We start from the raw sequence: 16094 nt of genomic DNA, 5'->3' as shown, positions 1-16094 counted from the left end.
TCAGCGGCTTCACATAGTTTAAGAATTCCTCTGTCACATAGTCGCCGTCCTTGTTGATCCACTTTCTGGGAACGACCTTTTCCACGTTGGAAACCTTGTGGACGTTCCTCAGGCTGGTGGTGCACTGGTACGGATCATCGGAAAGACGCTCCAGGATCACCATTTCTCCACTATCGCCCTCGTCGGCTGCCTTCACGGCAGCTCCGCCTACCTGGTAGGCCTCAATAATGTCAATCCTGGAAACCAGATGGGAAGCGGCACGCTGAAGCGTGGAAAGCTCGATGCCCCTTGCCTTGCAGCCCAGCTCGTTGGCGATCCGGCAGGCCAGATAGTTGGCAGTACCGCTTAACTGTTTGTGGCCAAAGGCGTCCACATAATCCACGCCGTCGGTCAGCTCGCACACATAGCGGCCGTCTGCCAGACGGATCCCCTCAGAAACAGCAACCACAACGGACTGCTTTTTCTCCAGCAGACTTCTTACCTTCTCCACAAACTTCTCCACGTCAAAGGCCAGCTCCGGCAGGTAGATCAGATCCGGTCCCTCACAGTCCTCGCCCTTGGAAAGAGCGGCTGCGCCTGTGAGCCATCCGGCATTCCGTCCCATGATCTCAATGACAGTTACAAGTCCCTTGCCATATTCCAGAGCATTGCTGTCACGGATGATCTCCTTTGTGGAGGTTCCGATGTATTTGGCAGCACTTCCGTATCCCGGTGTGTGGTCGGTCAGCGCCAGATCGTTGTCAATGGTCTTGGGAACGCCGATGAACTTTGTGGAGTATCCCTTCACAATGGCATAATCAGAAAGCTTTTTGATGGTGTCCATAGAGTCGTTGCCGCCGATGTAAATAAAGCACTCGATCTCCAGCTTGTCCAGGATCCCGAAGATCTTTTCAAAGATTTCCGGATTTTCATGGATCTCCGGTAATTTATAACGGCAGGAACCCAGGTACGCCGCCGGCGTTCTCTTTAAAAGCTCCTCGTCCAGCTCGTTGCGGATATGCTCGGACAGGTCGATATACTTTTCCTCCAGAAGCCCCTGGATCCCGTGACGCATTCCGTATACCTTTTTTGCTCCCCGATCGATGGCTGTTCTGTATACTCCCGCAAGACTGGAGTTGATGGCTGAAGTCGGACCGCCAGACTGGCCGACGATTACATTTCCCTTCATATAAAAAAGCCCCCTTACTATTTCTTTGCACCCCTCCATCGCCCGACACCGCCGGGCCAGGGCCTTTCCGGCCCTCTGAAAAGTCACTTGGATTCTACTATACGATATCCGGGAGCTTTTTTCAATCGTTATATTTCAATATATTTACTGATTTTGCAGCTCTTTTTCCCTGAACCAGCTATCCAGCCGGGAAAGGGCCTTCACCAGGACCTGCATCTCCTCCTCGCTCAGATCCCCGGTCACCCCTTCGATCATCTCCCGGTGGAACTGTGCATGATGCTCAAAGGCCTTCCGTCCCCGGTCAGACAAGGAAATATAGACCACCCTCCGGTCCTCCTGGCCCCGTTCCCGGACCACATATCCCTTTTTCACCAGGCTGTTCATGGCGATGGTCAGAGTGCCCACGGTCACCGACAGTTCTCTGGCGATGGAGGACATATTTTTGGGCGCACCGGTGCCGATGGCCTCGATCACATGCATGTCGTTATTGGTGATATCCTTGAATTCCGGCGTAATGATGGCCTTTTCCTCTATGTCCATAATGTCGCGGAACAGGCGCACCAGTACCTCGTTAAAGATTCCGTACTTATCCACTGTCAGGAGATCCTTTCTTTTTCGTCCGTTTACATACACTTCCGTCTGGGACAGGCTCCGCCGATGTTCCATGGCAGTCCCCGCAAAGCGCTTTTATCATAAAACATGTGGTATCACATCTATGCACAGACATGATACCACATCCCCGGACGGGAAATCAAGGAAAGACGCCGGAATCCCGCTATTTTTCCCTAGCAGGACTCCTTTGTGTAATCAGCCAGCATGGCGCGTACCGACCGCTTCATCTCCTTGGAGAAGGCCGCCCCCGTTTTTCTCCGGTAAAAGGCCTGGGCAAAGTTTTCCGCAGAGCTGGTCGGAGTCTTTACGAAGCCGGCAGCCCTTTCTGCAAACATTTCCTTCAGCTCTTCATCGGAAAGTTCTCTATATTTTTCCTCAAATACCACATATTTCTGGTCGAACCGTTTTCTGTGGACCCGCTTATGGCCTTCCTTATAATATCCCAGGCATACCAGGGAGATGGGCACCACATAGTCCGGCAGATCCAACAGTTCCTTATGGAACTCGTAATTTTCCAGAATATCCCCGATATAGCAGGATCCGATCCCCAGGGACTCAGCCATGAGCACCGCATTCTGTGCCGCGATCATGGTATCCTCAATGGAGAGCATCAGATCCGATTCATTGGGAGCTTCCCAGAAAAGCCCGGGCTCCCGCTCAGAAAACTGCTTACAGCCCTCCAGCCTGTAATAATCAAACCATTTTTTCTGATCGGAAACAAACAGGAGAAGGACCGGCGCCTTGGCGATAAATGGCTGGTGATCACAGCTTTCGGATAATTTATCCTTGGTCTCCTGGCTTTTGATCACGATGATCGAATATAACTGCTGGTTCCCGGCAGTAGGAGCCAGGGACGCCGCCTCCAGGATCTTCTCCAGATCCTGATCCTCGACCATCCGGTCGTCATATACCCTTAAGGACGTCCTGTTTTTAATGACTTCTGAAATGTTCATGGCATACTCCTTTTTTCTTTGATTATATCACGTTCCCTGGCTCTCTTCCAGATGGCAGGCGCAGAAATGTCCTGGGGCGACCTGGCGCAGCATGGGCATTTCCTTCCGGCACCGGTCAGTGGCCCACGGACAGCGGCTGGCAAACCGGCATCCGGCCGGAGGATTCACAGGGCTTCCCACTTCTCCCTCCATCCGGATCCGTCTGCCGCTCATGGGCTGGTCTGGATCCGTACTGGGGATCGCAGAAAGCAGGGCCTTTGTATAGGGATGGCGCGGATTCTCATACAGCTCCCGGCTGTCTGCCATCTCCGCCATCATTCCCAGATACATGACGCCCACCCGGTCAGAAATATGGCGGACCATGGACAGGTCATGGGCAATAAAAAGATAGGTCAGACCCAGCTTTTCCTTCAGCTCGCCAAACAGGTTGACGATCTGGGCCTGGATGGACACGTCCAGGGCAGAGATCGGCTCGTCACAGACGATGAACTCCGGCTCCACAGCCAGAGTCCTGGCAATTCCGATCCTCTGACGCTGGCCGCCGGAAAATTCATGGGGATACCGGGAACGGTACTCCGGTCTTAAGCCCACCAGGGAAAGAAGCTCGCAGACCCTTTCATCCTTTTCTGCTTTAGAAAAATTCCCCCGTGTCTCCAGCCCCTCAGCAATGATATCCCGAACGGTCATTCTGGGATTTAAGGATGCATAGGGATCCTGGAGCATGATCTGGGCGCGCTTTTTAAATTCGCGCATTTCCCGTTTCCCGGCGCTGTGGACGTCCATCCCGTCAAACAGGACCCGGCCCGACGTGGCCGGATACAGCCCCAGCACCGTCCGGCCCAGAGTCGTTTTTCCGCATCCCGATTCTCCCACGATGCCCACGGTCTCATTGCGGAAAATATCAAAGGACACATGATCCACGGCCTTCAGCTCTTCCTTGGAGCTGAGTCTGAAATATTTACACAGATCCTCGATCCTTACCAATACCTGCTTTTCTTCCATTATATGGTTCCTCCCTTCCCCAGCCGTTCCGGCTTCGGAGCGTCCGGATGCATCAGCCAGCAGCCGGCGCTATGGCTTTCGGATTCAGCGGCCATGACCGGGTGCATCCGGCGGCAGATCCCCATACAGTACTCACATCTGGGGGCAAAGGCACATGCCTTGGGCGGCGCGATCAGATCCGGCGGCGTTCCCTTTAAGGAATACAGTTTTTCCTCGGTCTGGCTCTGGGCCGATGGAACCGATTTCATCAGCGCCCAGGTATATGGATGGACCGCCTTTTTAAAGATCTCACTCTTGGTCCCCGTCTCAATGATCTCCCCCGCATACATGACCTGGATCCGGTCTCCTACCTCTGCGGCGATGCCCAGGTCATGGGTCACCAGGATCACCGATGTTCCCATCTTTTCCTGCAGCTCCCGGATCAGCTCCATGATATCTGCCTGGGTAGTCACATCCAGAGCCGTGGTGGGCTCGTCAGCGATCAGGATCTTCGGCTCGCACGCCAGGGCCATGGCGATCATGACCCTCTGACGCATTCCGCCGGACAGCTCATGGGGATACTGGCGGATCCGCTTTTCGGGATTGGTGATCTTTACCATCTTAAGAAGGGAAAGGGCCTGTTCCATAGCTTCCTTCTTCTTCATCTTACTGTGGAGCAGAAGGCTCTCTGCAATCTGCTCTCCCACGGTCATGGTGGGATTTAAAAATGTGGTGGGATCCTGGAAGATCATGGAGATATATTTTCCCCTTAATTCGGTTTCTTTCTTCTTTTCCGGCATTTTCAAAATATCCGTGCCATTAAACAGGATCTGGGACCGTTCTCCCACCTCTGAGATCTTTTCCGGCAGAAGCTGCATGATGGCCCGGGCCGTCATGGATTTTCCGCAGCCGGATTCTCCGACCACCACCAGGGTCTCTCCCTTTTTCAGCGTAAAGCTCACATCCCTTACGGCATGGATCCGGCCGGAATATGTATTTAAGTATACGTCCAGATTCCGCACATCCAGGATCACATCTGAATCGTCCCTGGCTGTCTCTGTATCAAAATTTGTTTTCTGTTCCTTCATTTTGTTCACCCTTTTTCCCTTGTATCATTACTGTCTCAGCTTCGGATCCAGCGCATCCCGCAGGCCGTCTCCCAGAAGCTGGAAGCTCAGCATGGTCAGCGCGATAAAAAATGCTGGAAAAAACAGCTGGTACGGGTAAAAAGCCATGGTCTGCTGGGCATTGGAGGCCAGGGAGCCCCAGCTGGTCATGGGAGCCTGTACGCCCAGACCGATATACGATAAGAACGCCTCACCGAAAATAAAGGAAGGCACGTCGAAGGTCACGGCCACGATGACCACACCCAGGGTATTGGGGATCAGATGGCGGAAGATCACCTTATACCAGGGTGTTCCCAGGGCCTTTGCGGCCAGAAGATATTCCTGGTCCTTCAGCTGGAGCACCTGTCCCCGGACCAGCCTTGCCATATGGCACCAGCCAGTAAGACACATGGCGATCAGAAGGCTTCCGACTCCCTTTCCTACGATCAGGGACACCAGCACCACCAGGAGAAGATAGGGGATACTGGCCAGGATCTCCACGATCCGCATCATGATGGCGTCGGTCTTTCCTCCAAAATACGCCGCTACGCCGCCGTACACCACACCGATGAGCATGTCGATGGCAGCTCCTGCGATTCCCAGGATCATGGAAATCCGTCCGCCGATCCATACACGGGTAAACAGATCCCTCCCCATCTTATCCGTTCCAAACCAGTGCTCCGATGAGGGGAGCGCATTTTTCTCTGAAAGGCTGACAGCGTCGTAGTCATAGCCTGTCATTCCAGGCCCCACCACGCACATCACCGCCAGCGCCGCCAGCATAACGATGGCAAGGATGGCCACCGGGTTCTTTCTAAGCCTTCTCCAGGCATCCTGCCAGTAGTTTAAGGACGGACGCAGGATCACGTCCCCCTCGCCCTGGTCGGACGCCGCCGCAAAATCATCATTTTCAACCGGTATGCGGCCCAGTTCTTCAATCGTCTTAATTTCCATCTCTTCCTCCTCTCTGGGATACACGGATCCGCGGATCGATGAATCCATACAGGATATCAACGATCAGAACGGACAGGATATAAAGGGCTGCGATAAAGATCGTCTGTCCCATGACCATGGTGTAGTCCCGGTCCGTAACGGAAGAAACGAAATAAGAGCCCAGGCCCGGAATGGCAAAGATCCGTTCGATCACAAAGGCTCCGCCGAACATCAGGGCGATCTGCGGCCCCAGGAGCGTGATGATGGGAAGGATGGAGTTTTTCAGCACATGCTTCCGGATCAGACGGAACTTGGACATTCCCTTGGATTTTGCAGTAATGATATAATCCTGGTTCAGCACGTCCAGACAGTTGGCCCGCATATATCTGGCGTATTTGGCCGTAGAGTTAAAGGACAGAGCCAGAGCCGGCAGCACCGTATAGGAAAATCCCTCCCAGCCGGTAGTGGGGAAGAGATGGAAACGGATGGTCAGAAAATACTGGAAACAGGACGCCAGCACGAAGTTCGGCACCGCGATCCCGACCACTGCGATGAACATGACCAGATAGTCCAGCCATTTCCCCCGGTTTAAGGCTGCAACGATCCCCAGGATGATACCGGAGATCACGCCGATGGCAATGGCCTCGGCTCCCAGAAGCCCCGATACCGGTGCGTAGGAGGCGATGGTGTCCGTTACCTTTCTTCCTCTGTATTTCAGTGATTCTCCCAGATCTCCTTCTGTGAACAGCTCCTTAAAAAACAGCTTATACTGTTCCATGATGGGCTTGTCAAAACCGTACTGCTCGAACACCTGCTGCCGGATCTCATCGGGCAGCTTCTCCGTCATTGCCTCAATGGGGTTTCCCGGGATCATGCGGACCGCAAAAAAGGCAATGGTGGAGACCACAAACAGCGCGATCACTGCATACAGGATCCGCTTTAAAATATATTTTCCCATTTTTTACCTCTTTCCTGCAGACATGGAGCGCTCCCCGCCTGCGTAAAAAAAGGCCGCCGCAGGATCCTTTCCGGACCTTTTGCGGCAGCCTGTTTTTTCTTACTCGATATAGCTGTACTTATAAAGAGTGGAGGAGAATACCGGCTCCATGATATTCTTTACATAATTCTTGGAGTAAGAGATATCTGTGGAGTATGCGTACGGGCAGATGGTCGCTGTTCTTAAAACAAGTGCTTCCGCCTCTTTGTAATCCTTTGCTCTCAGCTCTTTATCCAGGGACTGGCTTGCCTCTGTCATCAGTCTGTCATATTCTTCGTTGGACCAGCCTGTGGGTACTGTCTTAACGCCGGTCATCCAAAGCTGCATCATGGAATACGGATCGTCAAAGTCTGCGCCATAGGACTTGAAGCCCATCTCATAATCCAGTCCTCTGTTTCTCTCCTGGAATACCGGCCACTCAACGGGATCGATCTCTACATTTACGCCCAGAACCGTGTTAAAGGTATACTGGAAGTATTCTGCAATATCCTGGGAGGTGTTTCTGCTCATTAACTGAACGGTCACCTGGGACGGATCCTCGCTCATGCCCAGCTCCTTTAAGCCTTCGATGAGAAGCGCCTTTGGATCCGGATTTTCTTCGATCAGCTCCTGGATGGGCTCGCCGGCCATCTCTCTGAAGTTCACGCCGTCCACCTGCATGGAGTTGGGGATCCAGCCGTATGCCGGCTCCTGCATTCCCTGGTAGACCTCAGAAGCGATCTCCTCTCTGTTTAAAGCAATGGAGAATGCCTGCCTTACCTTCTCGTTGGAGAACAGCTCCACTTCCTGGTTGAAGAACAGGTACTCCGTTCTCGGAAGGCTTACCACCTTCTTTACATAATCCTTATTCTGATCCAGCTTCTCCACCCACTCGGCAGTGGAAACCGGAACCACGTCAATGCCGCCGTTCTCGAACTCACCGATCCTTGCGGTCTCCTCGTTGATGATCTTCATGGTCAGCTCTTCCAGCTTCACAGCGTCTGCATTCCAGTAAGAGGGGTTCTTCACATAGCTGATCTTGGAATTATGCACCCACTCCTTTAAGGAGAACGGTCCGTTTCCAACGATCTTATCTGCCTCGGTTCCATAGGAGTCGCCGTTGGCCTCTACGATGTCCTGTCTCATGGGCAGCATAGAGCTTCCTGCACAACTGCTTAAGAAGTAAGGAGCCGGATATGCCAGCTGGATCTCCAGAGTCTTGTCATCCAGAGCCTTTACGCCCACCTCATCAATGCCAACAGAGCCGGCAACGGCCTCTTCTGCGTTCTTGATGAACAGGATATTGCCGGAGATCGGGGATGCGGTCTCCGGATTCAGGATACGCTTGATGGCGTACTCAAAATCCCCGGCCTTTACATCCACGCCGTCTTCCCATTTAGCGTCTCTTAAGTGGAAGGTCCAGGTCATCTGGTCCTCACTGGACTCCCAGGACTCCGCCATTCCAGGTTCTACGGTCTCAGCGCCGTTTTCATCCACACGGATGGCTGTAAGGCCCTCGATCATCTGGGATACCACGGTGGTAGAATACATATCCGAAACCTTTGCCAGATCCAGAGAATCCGGCTCTGCATCCAGGGATACGCTTAAAGCCTGCTTCCTTTCTCCCTCGTCTGCCTTTTCTGTTTCTTTCGCGGTCTCTTTCTCTGCCGCTGTTGTCTCCTTTGCATCAGCCGCTTCTGTGGCTGCCGCTGTTGTTTCTTTTCCTCCGCTGCCGCCGCAGCCGGACAGAACGCCCGCTGCCATGGCCATGGCAAGCAGAACTGCTACCTTTTTCTTCATGTCTTCCTCCCCAAAATTGTACGTTTTGTATATATTTTCTGGTTATTGAACCACAGACACTATATCAACGCCATACCTGTTTGTCAACTTTGAAAAATCTATCAAGTTGACATTCACTTATAGATTTTCTCTATTTTCCCCTATGCAGCCCACACAAATGATGATATAATAAAAGGACAGCTTTAGAAAACAAATGGGGTAGAGCTATGGTAATGCAAAGGAAAACGGAATCAACAGACGCAGCGGGCTTTGAAGAGCCTGCTTTCTTTTTTGCTTTGCCAATTTGAAGGGAGAAAGAATATGACAAATGAAAAAATGAAGAAACGGGTCATGGAACTGCTTCTGGTGCTGGCCGGAAACGTCCTCATGTCCATCGGTGTAGGCGCCTTCGTGATCCCGGAGGAGCTGATGAGCGGCGGGGCCACCGGTCTGGGACTTCTGGCCGCCCACTATTTCCACATTCCTGTGGCCGTGTTCCTGGGCGGCTACAACGCCATTATGTTCGTGGTGGGCGCACTCACCCTGGGAAAACATTTTGCGGTCACGACGCTGATCAGCAGCTTTCTGTTCCCGTTCCTTTTAAGCCAGATCCAGCTTGTGGTCACTGAGCCGCTCACTGCGGATCCCATGCTGGCCACAGTCTTAGGCGGCCTTCTGATCGGAGCGGGCATCGGCCTGGTGATCCGGGCAGGCTCCTCCACCGGAGGAAATGACGTTCCTGTGCTCCTTCTTAAAAAGAAGCTGGGGATCCCCCTGTCTGTGTCCATGTACGGCTTTGATATCGTGATCCTCCTTTTCCAGATCCCTTATTCCCAGCTGGAAAAGGCCCTGTACAGCATCATCCTCATCATCCTGTATTCCATGATCGCCGATAAGGCCTCCACCATGGGAAAGAGCCGGATGCAGGTACGGATCATCAGCAAGGAATACCAGAAGATCACCGATGCCATCAAGACCCAGATCAACCGCGGCGTCACCCTGTATCACATCGCCGGAGGCTATACGGGAGAGGAATCCTGCGAGGTCATGACCATCCTCACCTCCAGGGAGTTAAACGAGCTCAGCGATCTGGTCACAGAGATCGATCCCAAGGCCTTTATGACCATTGCCCGTGTCAACGAGGCCAGAGGCCGCGGCTTCTCCATTGGAAAGATGGAGCCGTAGGACCTTACCCGCCGGGGGCTTTGCTCTGATATCTGAATATTTCTAATACTGTGCAAACAAGGAGCCAAAGCCCCCGGTATGAAGATAGCACACGGCTCCCTTTGCCTTCCCTTTTCTGATCCAGTCCTTCATTCCAACAACAACCTTACTGTTATAAATATTTTCAATAAAAATGCCCTCCTGCCTTGAAAAGCGCAGGATCTCCTCCTTGCTTTCCCTGGTATCCATGCCCCATCCGGCTCCTCTGTACAGATCAGATATCTCAGCGGTCTCCTCCACAGCTGCCTCCATTGTAAGCCCTGTAATTTTCTCTGTCTCATGTATGGTTTTCTCAATGTGCCGGATCAGGGTATCCCGGTCATCCTCCACACTTATAATCACGATGCGGAACGGCCTGCCGAGCATTTCATTCCCATAGATCAGACCGGCGGCTACGCCTCCGTTTCCTCCAGGAGCAAAGATCGTCATGTTATGGATCTGCATTTCCTCACATTGCCGCTTCATTTCACGTACAGCGGCAGTATAGCCCAGTGCTCCACGTCCAGTCGTCGCCCCGTTTCGCACCACATACGAAGGAATCCCAGCCTTTTCATAGGAAGCTGCCAATTCCTCTGTATATGCATTCCTTTCACTGGAATCACAGCTCCCTAAAAAATGGGAAACCGTTCCAAGAAGCCCGTTAAGCAGAAGATTTCCCTCTTTTTTCTCCGGCTCCTCTCCATTATGCACCAGCTCACACTCCAGCCCCAGCCTGGCACAGGCCGCCGCCGTCAGCGTACAGAGATTCGATTGCACAGGCCCCGCCGCCAGGATTTTTTTGCATCCTATGGAAACCGCCTCCCCAAGGATATATTCCAGGCTCCGGACCTTATTCCCTCCCGGTCCAAGCCCGGTCATATCGTCTCTTTTTATATAAGCCTGTACATCTTTATATTCCGAAAAACCAGAAAGTGCGTGAAGCGGCGTAGGCGCAGCCAGTAGCTGTACCCGCTCCGTCCGGTCCAAAAAATCTTCGATCCGCTCTCTCATATCTCCTACACTCCTTATAAATGAAATATTGGGGCAAAAGCCTTTTTTACCCCCTCTGATGCAGCGTGTAATCCATAATTCCAGTATAGCATAGCGAGCCTCACTTAGACAGACCGATTCTTGCAATTCAGAATTTTTTCTTATCGGCTGTTTGCAGCTTCAACACAAGACTTCCAGATGCGATTAAGCAATAAAAAAAGTCCCAACCCCACAGCCCTAAGTCTGCAAAATCGGAACCTTTCAGTGCGCCTTCGGGGGCTCGAACCCCGGACAAATAGATTAAGAGTCTACTGCTCTACCAACTGAGCTAAAGGCGCTTGGTATTTTGTTTTTCTGTGTCTCTGTGTTATCTCCTTGACACGTCCATTATTATATGACAAGGTTCCGAAAAAGTCAACACCTTTTTTTACTTTTTTTTTAAACTTTTTTACGTTTTCCCAAAACGCTTCCATCACCCCCCTCTCATATGGTAAAATAAGGGCCATAAAACAGGAAGGAGGACGGCTTATGTTGGAGGTTTCCGGAATCTGTAAGTCCTATGGAAAACACAGGATCCTAAACGGCGTCAGCTTTTCAGCCGGGCCCGGCCAGTGCGTGGGAATCGTCGGAACCAATGGCTGCGGAAAGACCACGCTTCTGTCGATCCTGGCGGGAGCCCTGCGTGCAGACAGCGGGAGCATCCGCATCAATGGGACCGAGATCCGGGGAAGGTCCGGGGCTGCCGCTGACCTTACGGCCTATGTTCCCCAGGAGAACCCGCTGATCGGAGAGCTGTCGGTAAAAGACAACCTGCTTTTATGGCACCGCGGAAGCCGGAAGGAGATGGAGAAGGATCTGACAGAGGGCTGCAGCTCTGTCCTGGGGATCGGCCCCATGCTGAAGAAGCGGGTGGATACCCTGTCCGGAGGCATGAAAAAGCGCCTCAGCATCGCCTGCGCCCTTTCAGGCCGCGCCCCTGTCCTCATTATGGACGAACCGGGAGCCGCCCTGGACCTGGAATGTAAACGGGATATACAGGCCTATCTGAAAGCCTACACGGCGGACGGAGGGACTGTGATCCTTACCTCCCATGAAATGGAGGAGCTGGCCCTGTGTACCAGTATGTATGTCTTAAAGGACGGAGTTCTGACTAAGACCAGAAACGGTCTCTCAGCCGAAGAGCTGATCCGACAGTTTCAATAAACAGAAATGGAGGAACTATATGATTTGTTTTAAATGTGGAGCAGAAATTCCCGAAGGAAGTACCATTTGTCCCGTATGCCATGCAGATCTGACCCTGGAGTTTGCCCAGATAGATCCACAGGAGACCGGATCCGTCTCCGGCGGCGGCAGCCCTGCCTCTGAAACAGCCCTGTCCTCCGGTTCTCTCCCCTCTGTACCGGAGGAACCAAAGCCCGGAAAGAAAGGGATGAAGATTCTGATCGCCGCAGGCGTGGTGGCAGCCGCAGGAGCGGCGGCGGCCTTTGCCTTCACTCAGATGAACGCCAAAGATCCCAAGGAAGCCGTGGTAGATGCTTTTCAAACAGCCTTTTCCCACGAACAGGTATCTCCAGCTGAGGATATTTTCGGACTCAGCCAGTTTTCCAGCGCTTCTGTCTCCTCTGATGCAGAAGCAGGGCTGACCTTAAGCCTGGACAGCAGCTCCATGGAAGAGCTGAACGCCCTTACCGGCGGCGGTCTCCGCATTTCCAGCCGGAATGATGTTTCAAATAAGAAGAGCGATGCCAACGTGGGAGTCGTTTACAATGGCATGGATGTGGTAAACCTGGATCTTTATTATGGAGACCACACGCTGATGGCCGCCATCCCGGAGCTGTCGGAAAAGGTCCTCACCATGGATCTGGGAGACGGCCTGGCAGACCGGATCAAAAATTCCCCTGCCATGAGCCGCCTTCTGGATGAAAACGGCATCTCTGCCGACGCGGCAGCCGCTTATCTGACGGAGGTCACTGCCCTGGCCGAAGAAAATGCCGCTGCGGGAGGAAACACGCTGGATCTTCCCGCCCTTATGGACCGTTACAGAGAGGGCTGCAAGGCCCAGGAAAATTTCAAGGCGGCGCTGACCGTGGAAAAGACTGATAAAAGCACCGTTACTGTCAATGGACAGGAAAAGGAATGCCGCGGCTACTCTGTGCTGGTCAGCAAGGCGGCGCTGATCGACTTCTTGCGGACCTCCTCGGACTTTTTCCTCCAGGATGAGGCCTTAAAAAACCAGTACCTGCGCCAGCTGGAGCTGACCGTAAAGCTGAACGATCTCATGGGCGGCTCTGTTCCCGCCACAGCCGAAGAGCTTCAGGCAGACGCCTACGAGGAAGCAAAGGCAGCCGCAGACCAGATGATCCAGGCCCTGGACGCGTCCCTGACGGACATTCAGATGACCGTATACCTGGATAAGGACGGTGTGCTCACCTCAGTCCTGGGCTCCACTGTAATAAACGGCGGGATCACAGGCAGTGACGGCGACAGCCAGACCGTTCCCACTGAGGTGGCCTTTGAAGCTGTGTTTGAAGGCGGCGCATACCCGCTCCAGAATCTCACCGGCCAGCTCACCATCGGAAGCGGCGACGATGCCATGGCTCTGTACCTGGTAAAGCAGGGCGTTTATGACGATAAAAAGCTCACCTGTGACGCTTCCCTGGATCTTGTGCCCGGCTCCGATGACAGCGCTCCGTCTGTTTCCATCCTGTATTCCGGCAGCTACATAACAGAAAGCGGCGATTACCATATTTCCCTGGAAGCCGTGGAAAACGGATCCCAGCTCTTTAAGATCTCCGCCTCCGGCATCGTAAGCCAGCTGGAAAAGGGAACGAGCATCCAGGCGGATATCGACTCCCTGGAGATCTCCACCGCTGACTCTTCCCTGATCTTCAGCGGCAATTACTATTTTAAACCTCTTTCCGGCGAGATCGCTCCCCTGGAGGGAACTCCCATGGACGTTCTGGCCGCCACTGAAGAGGACTGGTATTCCCTGATCATGGAAGGCGCTTACGGGTTCATGGAAGTGGCCGACCGGCTGGGAATCCCCTTATATTAATATGAAGATACGTCTGTTTTATCTGAAGCTGGAATTAAAACGGGCGCTGAAATGCCTCCCTCTGATGGCAGCCGGGGCAGCCGTACTGATGTTTTTCATGGGTGCGGCTGCCCTTCTGGCAGGCAAGGCCCTGTACGGCGGTCAGGCGGCGGGGCGGATCACCGTCGGCGTAGTTCTTCCTGAAAACGACATTTTAGCGAAGCAGGTGACCTCCATGCTCACCTCTCTGGAAAGTGTAAAAAGTATCTGTGATCTTTCCTACATGAGCCGGGAGGAGTGTCTGGAAGGGATGGAAAACGGAGAGCTTCTGGCCGCCCTGCTGGTGCCGGAGGGCTTTGTCCAGGACATCATGAGCGGCGTCAACACACCGGTCCCCGTGCTTCTTCCGGAGAACGCCGGAGTGGAAAGCCGGATCTTTAAGGAGCTGGCCGATGCAGGGGCGCAGACCTTAAGCGCCGCCCAGGCCGGGATCTACGCCGGGGACGAGGTCCTGGACCAGTTTCACTGCTCAGAGGCCAGGGCACAGCTGGAGCGGGATCTGAACCGCCTGTATCTGGAATACAGCCTCCCCCGCGGTGAGCTGTTCCGGAAAACGGCGGTGAGCGCCTCGGGGGATGTAAAGCCGGTGGTCTTTTACGCCATCAGCCTTTTCATCCTGGCCCTTATGCTGTCGGCCATCCCTGTTTCGGGCTTTCTCCAGCCCCTGGATCCTGTGCTGCGCAGACAGCTCCTCCTGGCCGGCGTTGGTCCTGTTTCCATGATCCTCTCCCGGATCCTGGGGCTGGCCCTTCTCTACATGGTCCTTCTCCTGTCTGCCGCCTCCGCAGCCGTCCTTACAGGCGCTATTCCGTTTTCCTCCGCGCTTCCCGCAGCGCTTCTGCTCTTAAGCGTTTCTGCGTCCTCCCTGGCCGTATGCGCCTTCCAGGCGGCAGGGAACCGGATGGGAGGCGTACTTTTCCTGTTCCTGGGAGCCACAGCGCTGCACTTTTTTTCCGGCGGGATCCTGCCTCTGGTGTTCCTTCCCTCTGCCTTCCAGAAGGCGGCCCCGTTCCTTCCGCCCTATATTTTCATTGAGACTGTAAAAATAGCTGTCACCGCCCACTGGGAGCCCTGGATCTTTGCGGCGCTCCCGGCAGTTTTCCTGGCGGGAACTTTCATAAGCCTGGCATTTGAGGTAAAACGCCCATGAAAAAAGTCATTCTATGGTTTTTCTTATGCTGCAAGCGGTATCTGAAGCGGATCCCGTTTCTGCTCCTTCTGGCCGCCCTTCCTCTGACCGCCCTCGCCGCATCCAGGATGGAAAACGGAAAGGACGGTACGGTACGGATCGCCGTCTGCTGTCTGGATCCAGAGCCGACCAGCCTGGGAAACCGGTTAAAGGAGAATCTCCTGGCCCGGGATACGGGACTGTTCTCTTTTTATCCATGCGAAAATGAACAGCAGGTACGGGACCATGTGGCCGCCCGGAAGGCAGAGTGCGGATATCTGATCCCCGAAAACCTGGAACAAAAAATAAACAGCGGACGCTTTAAACGCTCCATCACCGTTTTTTCCGCCCCCTCCACCGTGACGGCCTCCCTTTCCACCGAGGTGGTATTCTCAGAGCTGGCCGCCATCCGGAACAAGGATATCCTGGAGGATTACGTGGAGCAGGGCGCCGCCTTTGACGCCCTGGGGGCTGCGGGATCCCCAGAACGGAAAAAGGCCTCCGGACAGGCCGGAGACATTTATAAGGAACGGATGGAGGACGGCAGTACCTTCCGTTTTGAGTATGTATACACATATGCGCCGGAGCAGACCGGGAATGGCTCCGGGGAGACCGGGACCGCAGCCTCTTCCACTGGCCTCTTTCCAGTCCAGGGGCTGACGGCTGTGTTCCTCTTTATCACCGGACTTTACAGCGCAGTCACAGCCGCAGAGGACAGCCGCAGGGGGCTTTTTATCCCTCTTCCGGTCCGTCTCCGCCTTCCCTGCCGCTTCGCCGCCCTGGCGGCTCCTGTGGCCCTGGCGGCCCTGTCCGGACTTTCTGCGGTGCTCCTCTCGGGAGGACCGGGAATCTCATCCGGCGGTGCGGCGGCCATCCTCCCGGAGGCGGCGGCCATGGCCCTTTACGCCCTTGCCGTTTCCATTTTCTCCATGGCCCTGGGAGCCGTCCTTAAAACGCCGGAGGCCCTGGGAGCTGCGATCCCCTTCTTCATCATCGGAAGCCTGGTCTTCTGCCCCGTATTTTTTGATGCAGAACGGCTTCTTCCCGGGCTTGGACAGGCCGGAAGGCTCTTTCTGCCTTATTACTACCTCCGCGGCTTCTTCCACTGGCCCTGAAAACCAGTGGAACGGC

The 16094-nt window shown here is 54.0% G+C and carries 14 protein-coding genes and 1 tRNA gene; 5 read left to right on the top strand and 10 right to left on the bottom strand.

Going from position 1 to position 16094, the window contains the following annotated elements:
- The 8 genes from WIH05_RS05760 to WIH05_RS05725 all read right to left on the bottom strand — a co-directional run.
- On the bottom strand, nt 1–1168 hold a 1168-nt coding region (locus WIH05_RS05760), incomplete at its 3' end, for a 6-phosphofructokinase (RefSeq protein ID WP_337425095.1).
- A 144-nt stretch (nt 1169–1312) separates the two neighbouring features.
- Nucleotides 1313–1708: a MarR family transcriptional regulator gene (locus tag WIH05_RS05755; protein ID WP_337425096.1), complete on the bottom strand. Its 396-nt coding sequence runs from the start codon at nt 1706–1708 to the stop codon at nt 1313–1315.
- 245 nt (nt 1709–1953) lie between these two features.
- A complete protein-coding gene (locus WIH05_RS05750) occupies nt 1954–2733 on the bottom strand; it encodes a nitroreductase family protein (RefSeq protein ID WP_022274284.1) in 780 nt (259 codons plus the stop codon).
- Between the two features lie 27 nt (nt 2734–2760).
- Nucleotides 2761–3735, bottom strand: a complete 975-nt coding sequence (locus WIH05_RS05745) for an oligopeptide/dipeptide ABC transporter ATP-binding protein (protein ID WP_215654413.1) — start codon at nt 3733–3735, stop codon at nt 2761–2763.
- Nucleotides 3735–4802 (bottom strand): ABC transporter ATP-binding protein, encoded by a 1068-nt coding sequence (locus WIH05_RS05740; RefSeq protein ID WP_337425094.1) that lies wholly within the window; start codon nt 4800–4802, stop codon nt 3735–3737. The genes WIH05_RS05745 and WIH05_RS05740 overlap by 1 nt, the downstream gene beginning before the upstream one ends.
- A gap of 27 nt (nt 4803–4829) precedes the next feature.
- Nucleotides 4830–5774, bottom strand: coding sequence for an ABC transporter permease (locus WIH05_RS05735; protein WP_022274280.1), 945 nt, complete (start codon nt 5772–5774; stop codon nt 4830–4832).
- On the bottom strand, nt 5764–6711 hold the full coding sequence (locus WIH05_RS05730) for an ABC transporter permease (RefSeq protein ID WP_022274279.1): 948 nt from the start codon (nt 6709–6711) through the stop codon (nt 5764–5766). Before WIH05_RS05730 ends, WIH05_RS05735 begins: the two co-directional genes overlap by 11 nt.
- A gap of 99 nt (nt 6712–6810) precedes the next feature.
- Nucleotides 6811–8529 carry a peptide ABC transporter substrate-binding protein gene (locus WIH05_RS05725; protein ID WP_022274278.1) on the bottom strand — a complete coding sequence of 573 codons (1719 nt, stop codon included), beginning with the start codon at nt 8527–8529 and terminating at the stop codon, nt 6811–6813.
- A gap of 300 nt (nt 8530–8829) precedes the next feature.
- Between WIH05_RS05725 and WIH05_RS05720 the strand changes: the two genes are divergently transcribed.
- The gene (locus WIH05_RS05720; RefSeq protein ID WP_022274277.1) at nt 8830–9693 is read left to right on the top strand and encodes a YitT family protein; all 864 of its coding nucleotides are present in this window, start codon (nt 8830–8832) and stop codon (nt 9691–9693) included.
- Nucleotides 9694–9735: 42 nt separating this feature from the next.
- Here WIH05_RS05720 and WIH05_RS05715 read toward each other — a convergent pair whose 3' ends face one another.
- Nucleotides 9736–10722, bottom strand: a complete 987-nt coding sequence (locus tag WIH05_RS05715; RefSeq protein ID WP_337425093.1) for a pyridoxal-phosphate dependent enzyme — start codon at nt 10720–10722, stop codon at nt 9736–9738.
- Between the two features lie 244 nt (nt 10723–10966).
- A tRNA-Lys gene (locus WIH05_RS05710) sits at nt 10967–11039 on the bottom strand.
- 190 nt (nt 11040–11229) lie between these two features.
- Here WIH05_RS05710 and WIH05_RS05705 point away from each other — a divergent pair.
- Genes WIH05_RS05705 through WIH05_RS05690 form a run of 4 tightly spaced genes read left to right on the top strand, consistent with a single transcriptional unit; the run spans nt 11230 to nt 16078 of the window.
- Nucleotides 11230–11904, top strand: coding sequence for an ABC transporter ATP-binding protein (locus WIH05_RS05705; protein WP_022274275.1), 675 nt, complete (start codon nt 11230–11232; stop codon nt 11902–11904).
- A 19-nt stretch (nt 11905–11923) separates the two neighbouring features.
- Nucleotides 11924–13756, top strand: a complete 1833-nt coding sequence (locus WIH05_RS05700; RefSeq protein ID WP_337425092.1) for a zinc ribbon domain-containing protein — start codon at nt 11924–11926, stop codon at nt 13754–13756.
- Nucleotide 13757: 1 nt separating this feature from the next.
- Nucleotides 13758–14945, top strand: coding sequence for an ABC transporter permease (locus WIH05_RS05695; RefSeq protein WP_337425091.1), 1188 nt, complete (start codon nt 13758–13760; stop codon nt 14943–14945).
- Nucleotides 14942–16078, top strand: coding sequence for an ABC transporter permease (locus tag WIH05_RS05690; RefSeq protein ID WP_022274272.1), 1137 nt, complete (start codon nt 14942–14944; stop codon nt 16076–16078). Before WIH05_RS05695 ends, WIH05_RS05690 begins: the two co-directional genes overlap by 4 nt.
- Nucleotides 16079–16094: the final 16 nt, after the last annotated feature.

Origin of the sequence: Alitiscatomonas sp., from assembly GCF_037242085.1 — a bacterium.
Lineage (GTDB): Bacteria > Bacillota > Clostridia > Lachnospirales > Lachnospiraceae > Alitiscatomonas > Alitiscatomonas aceti.
Note: the sequence above shows the minus strand (reverse complement) of the source record. Positions and strands in the feature narration are given on the sequence as shown.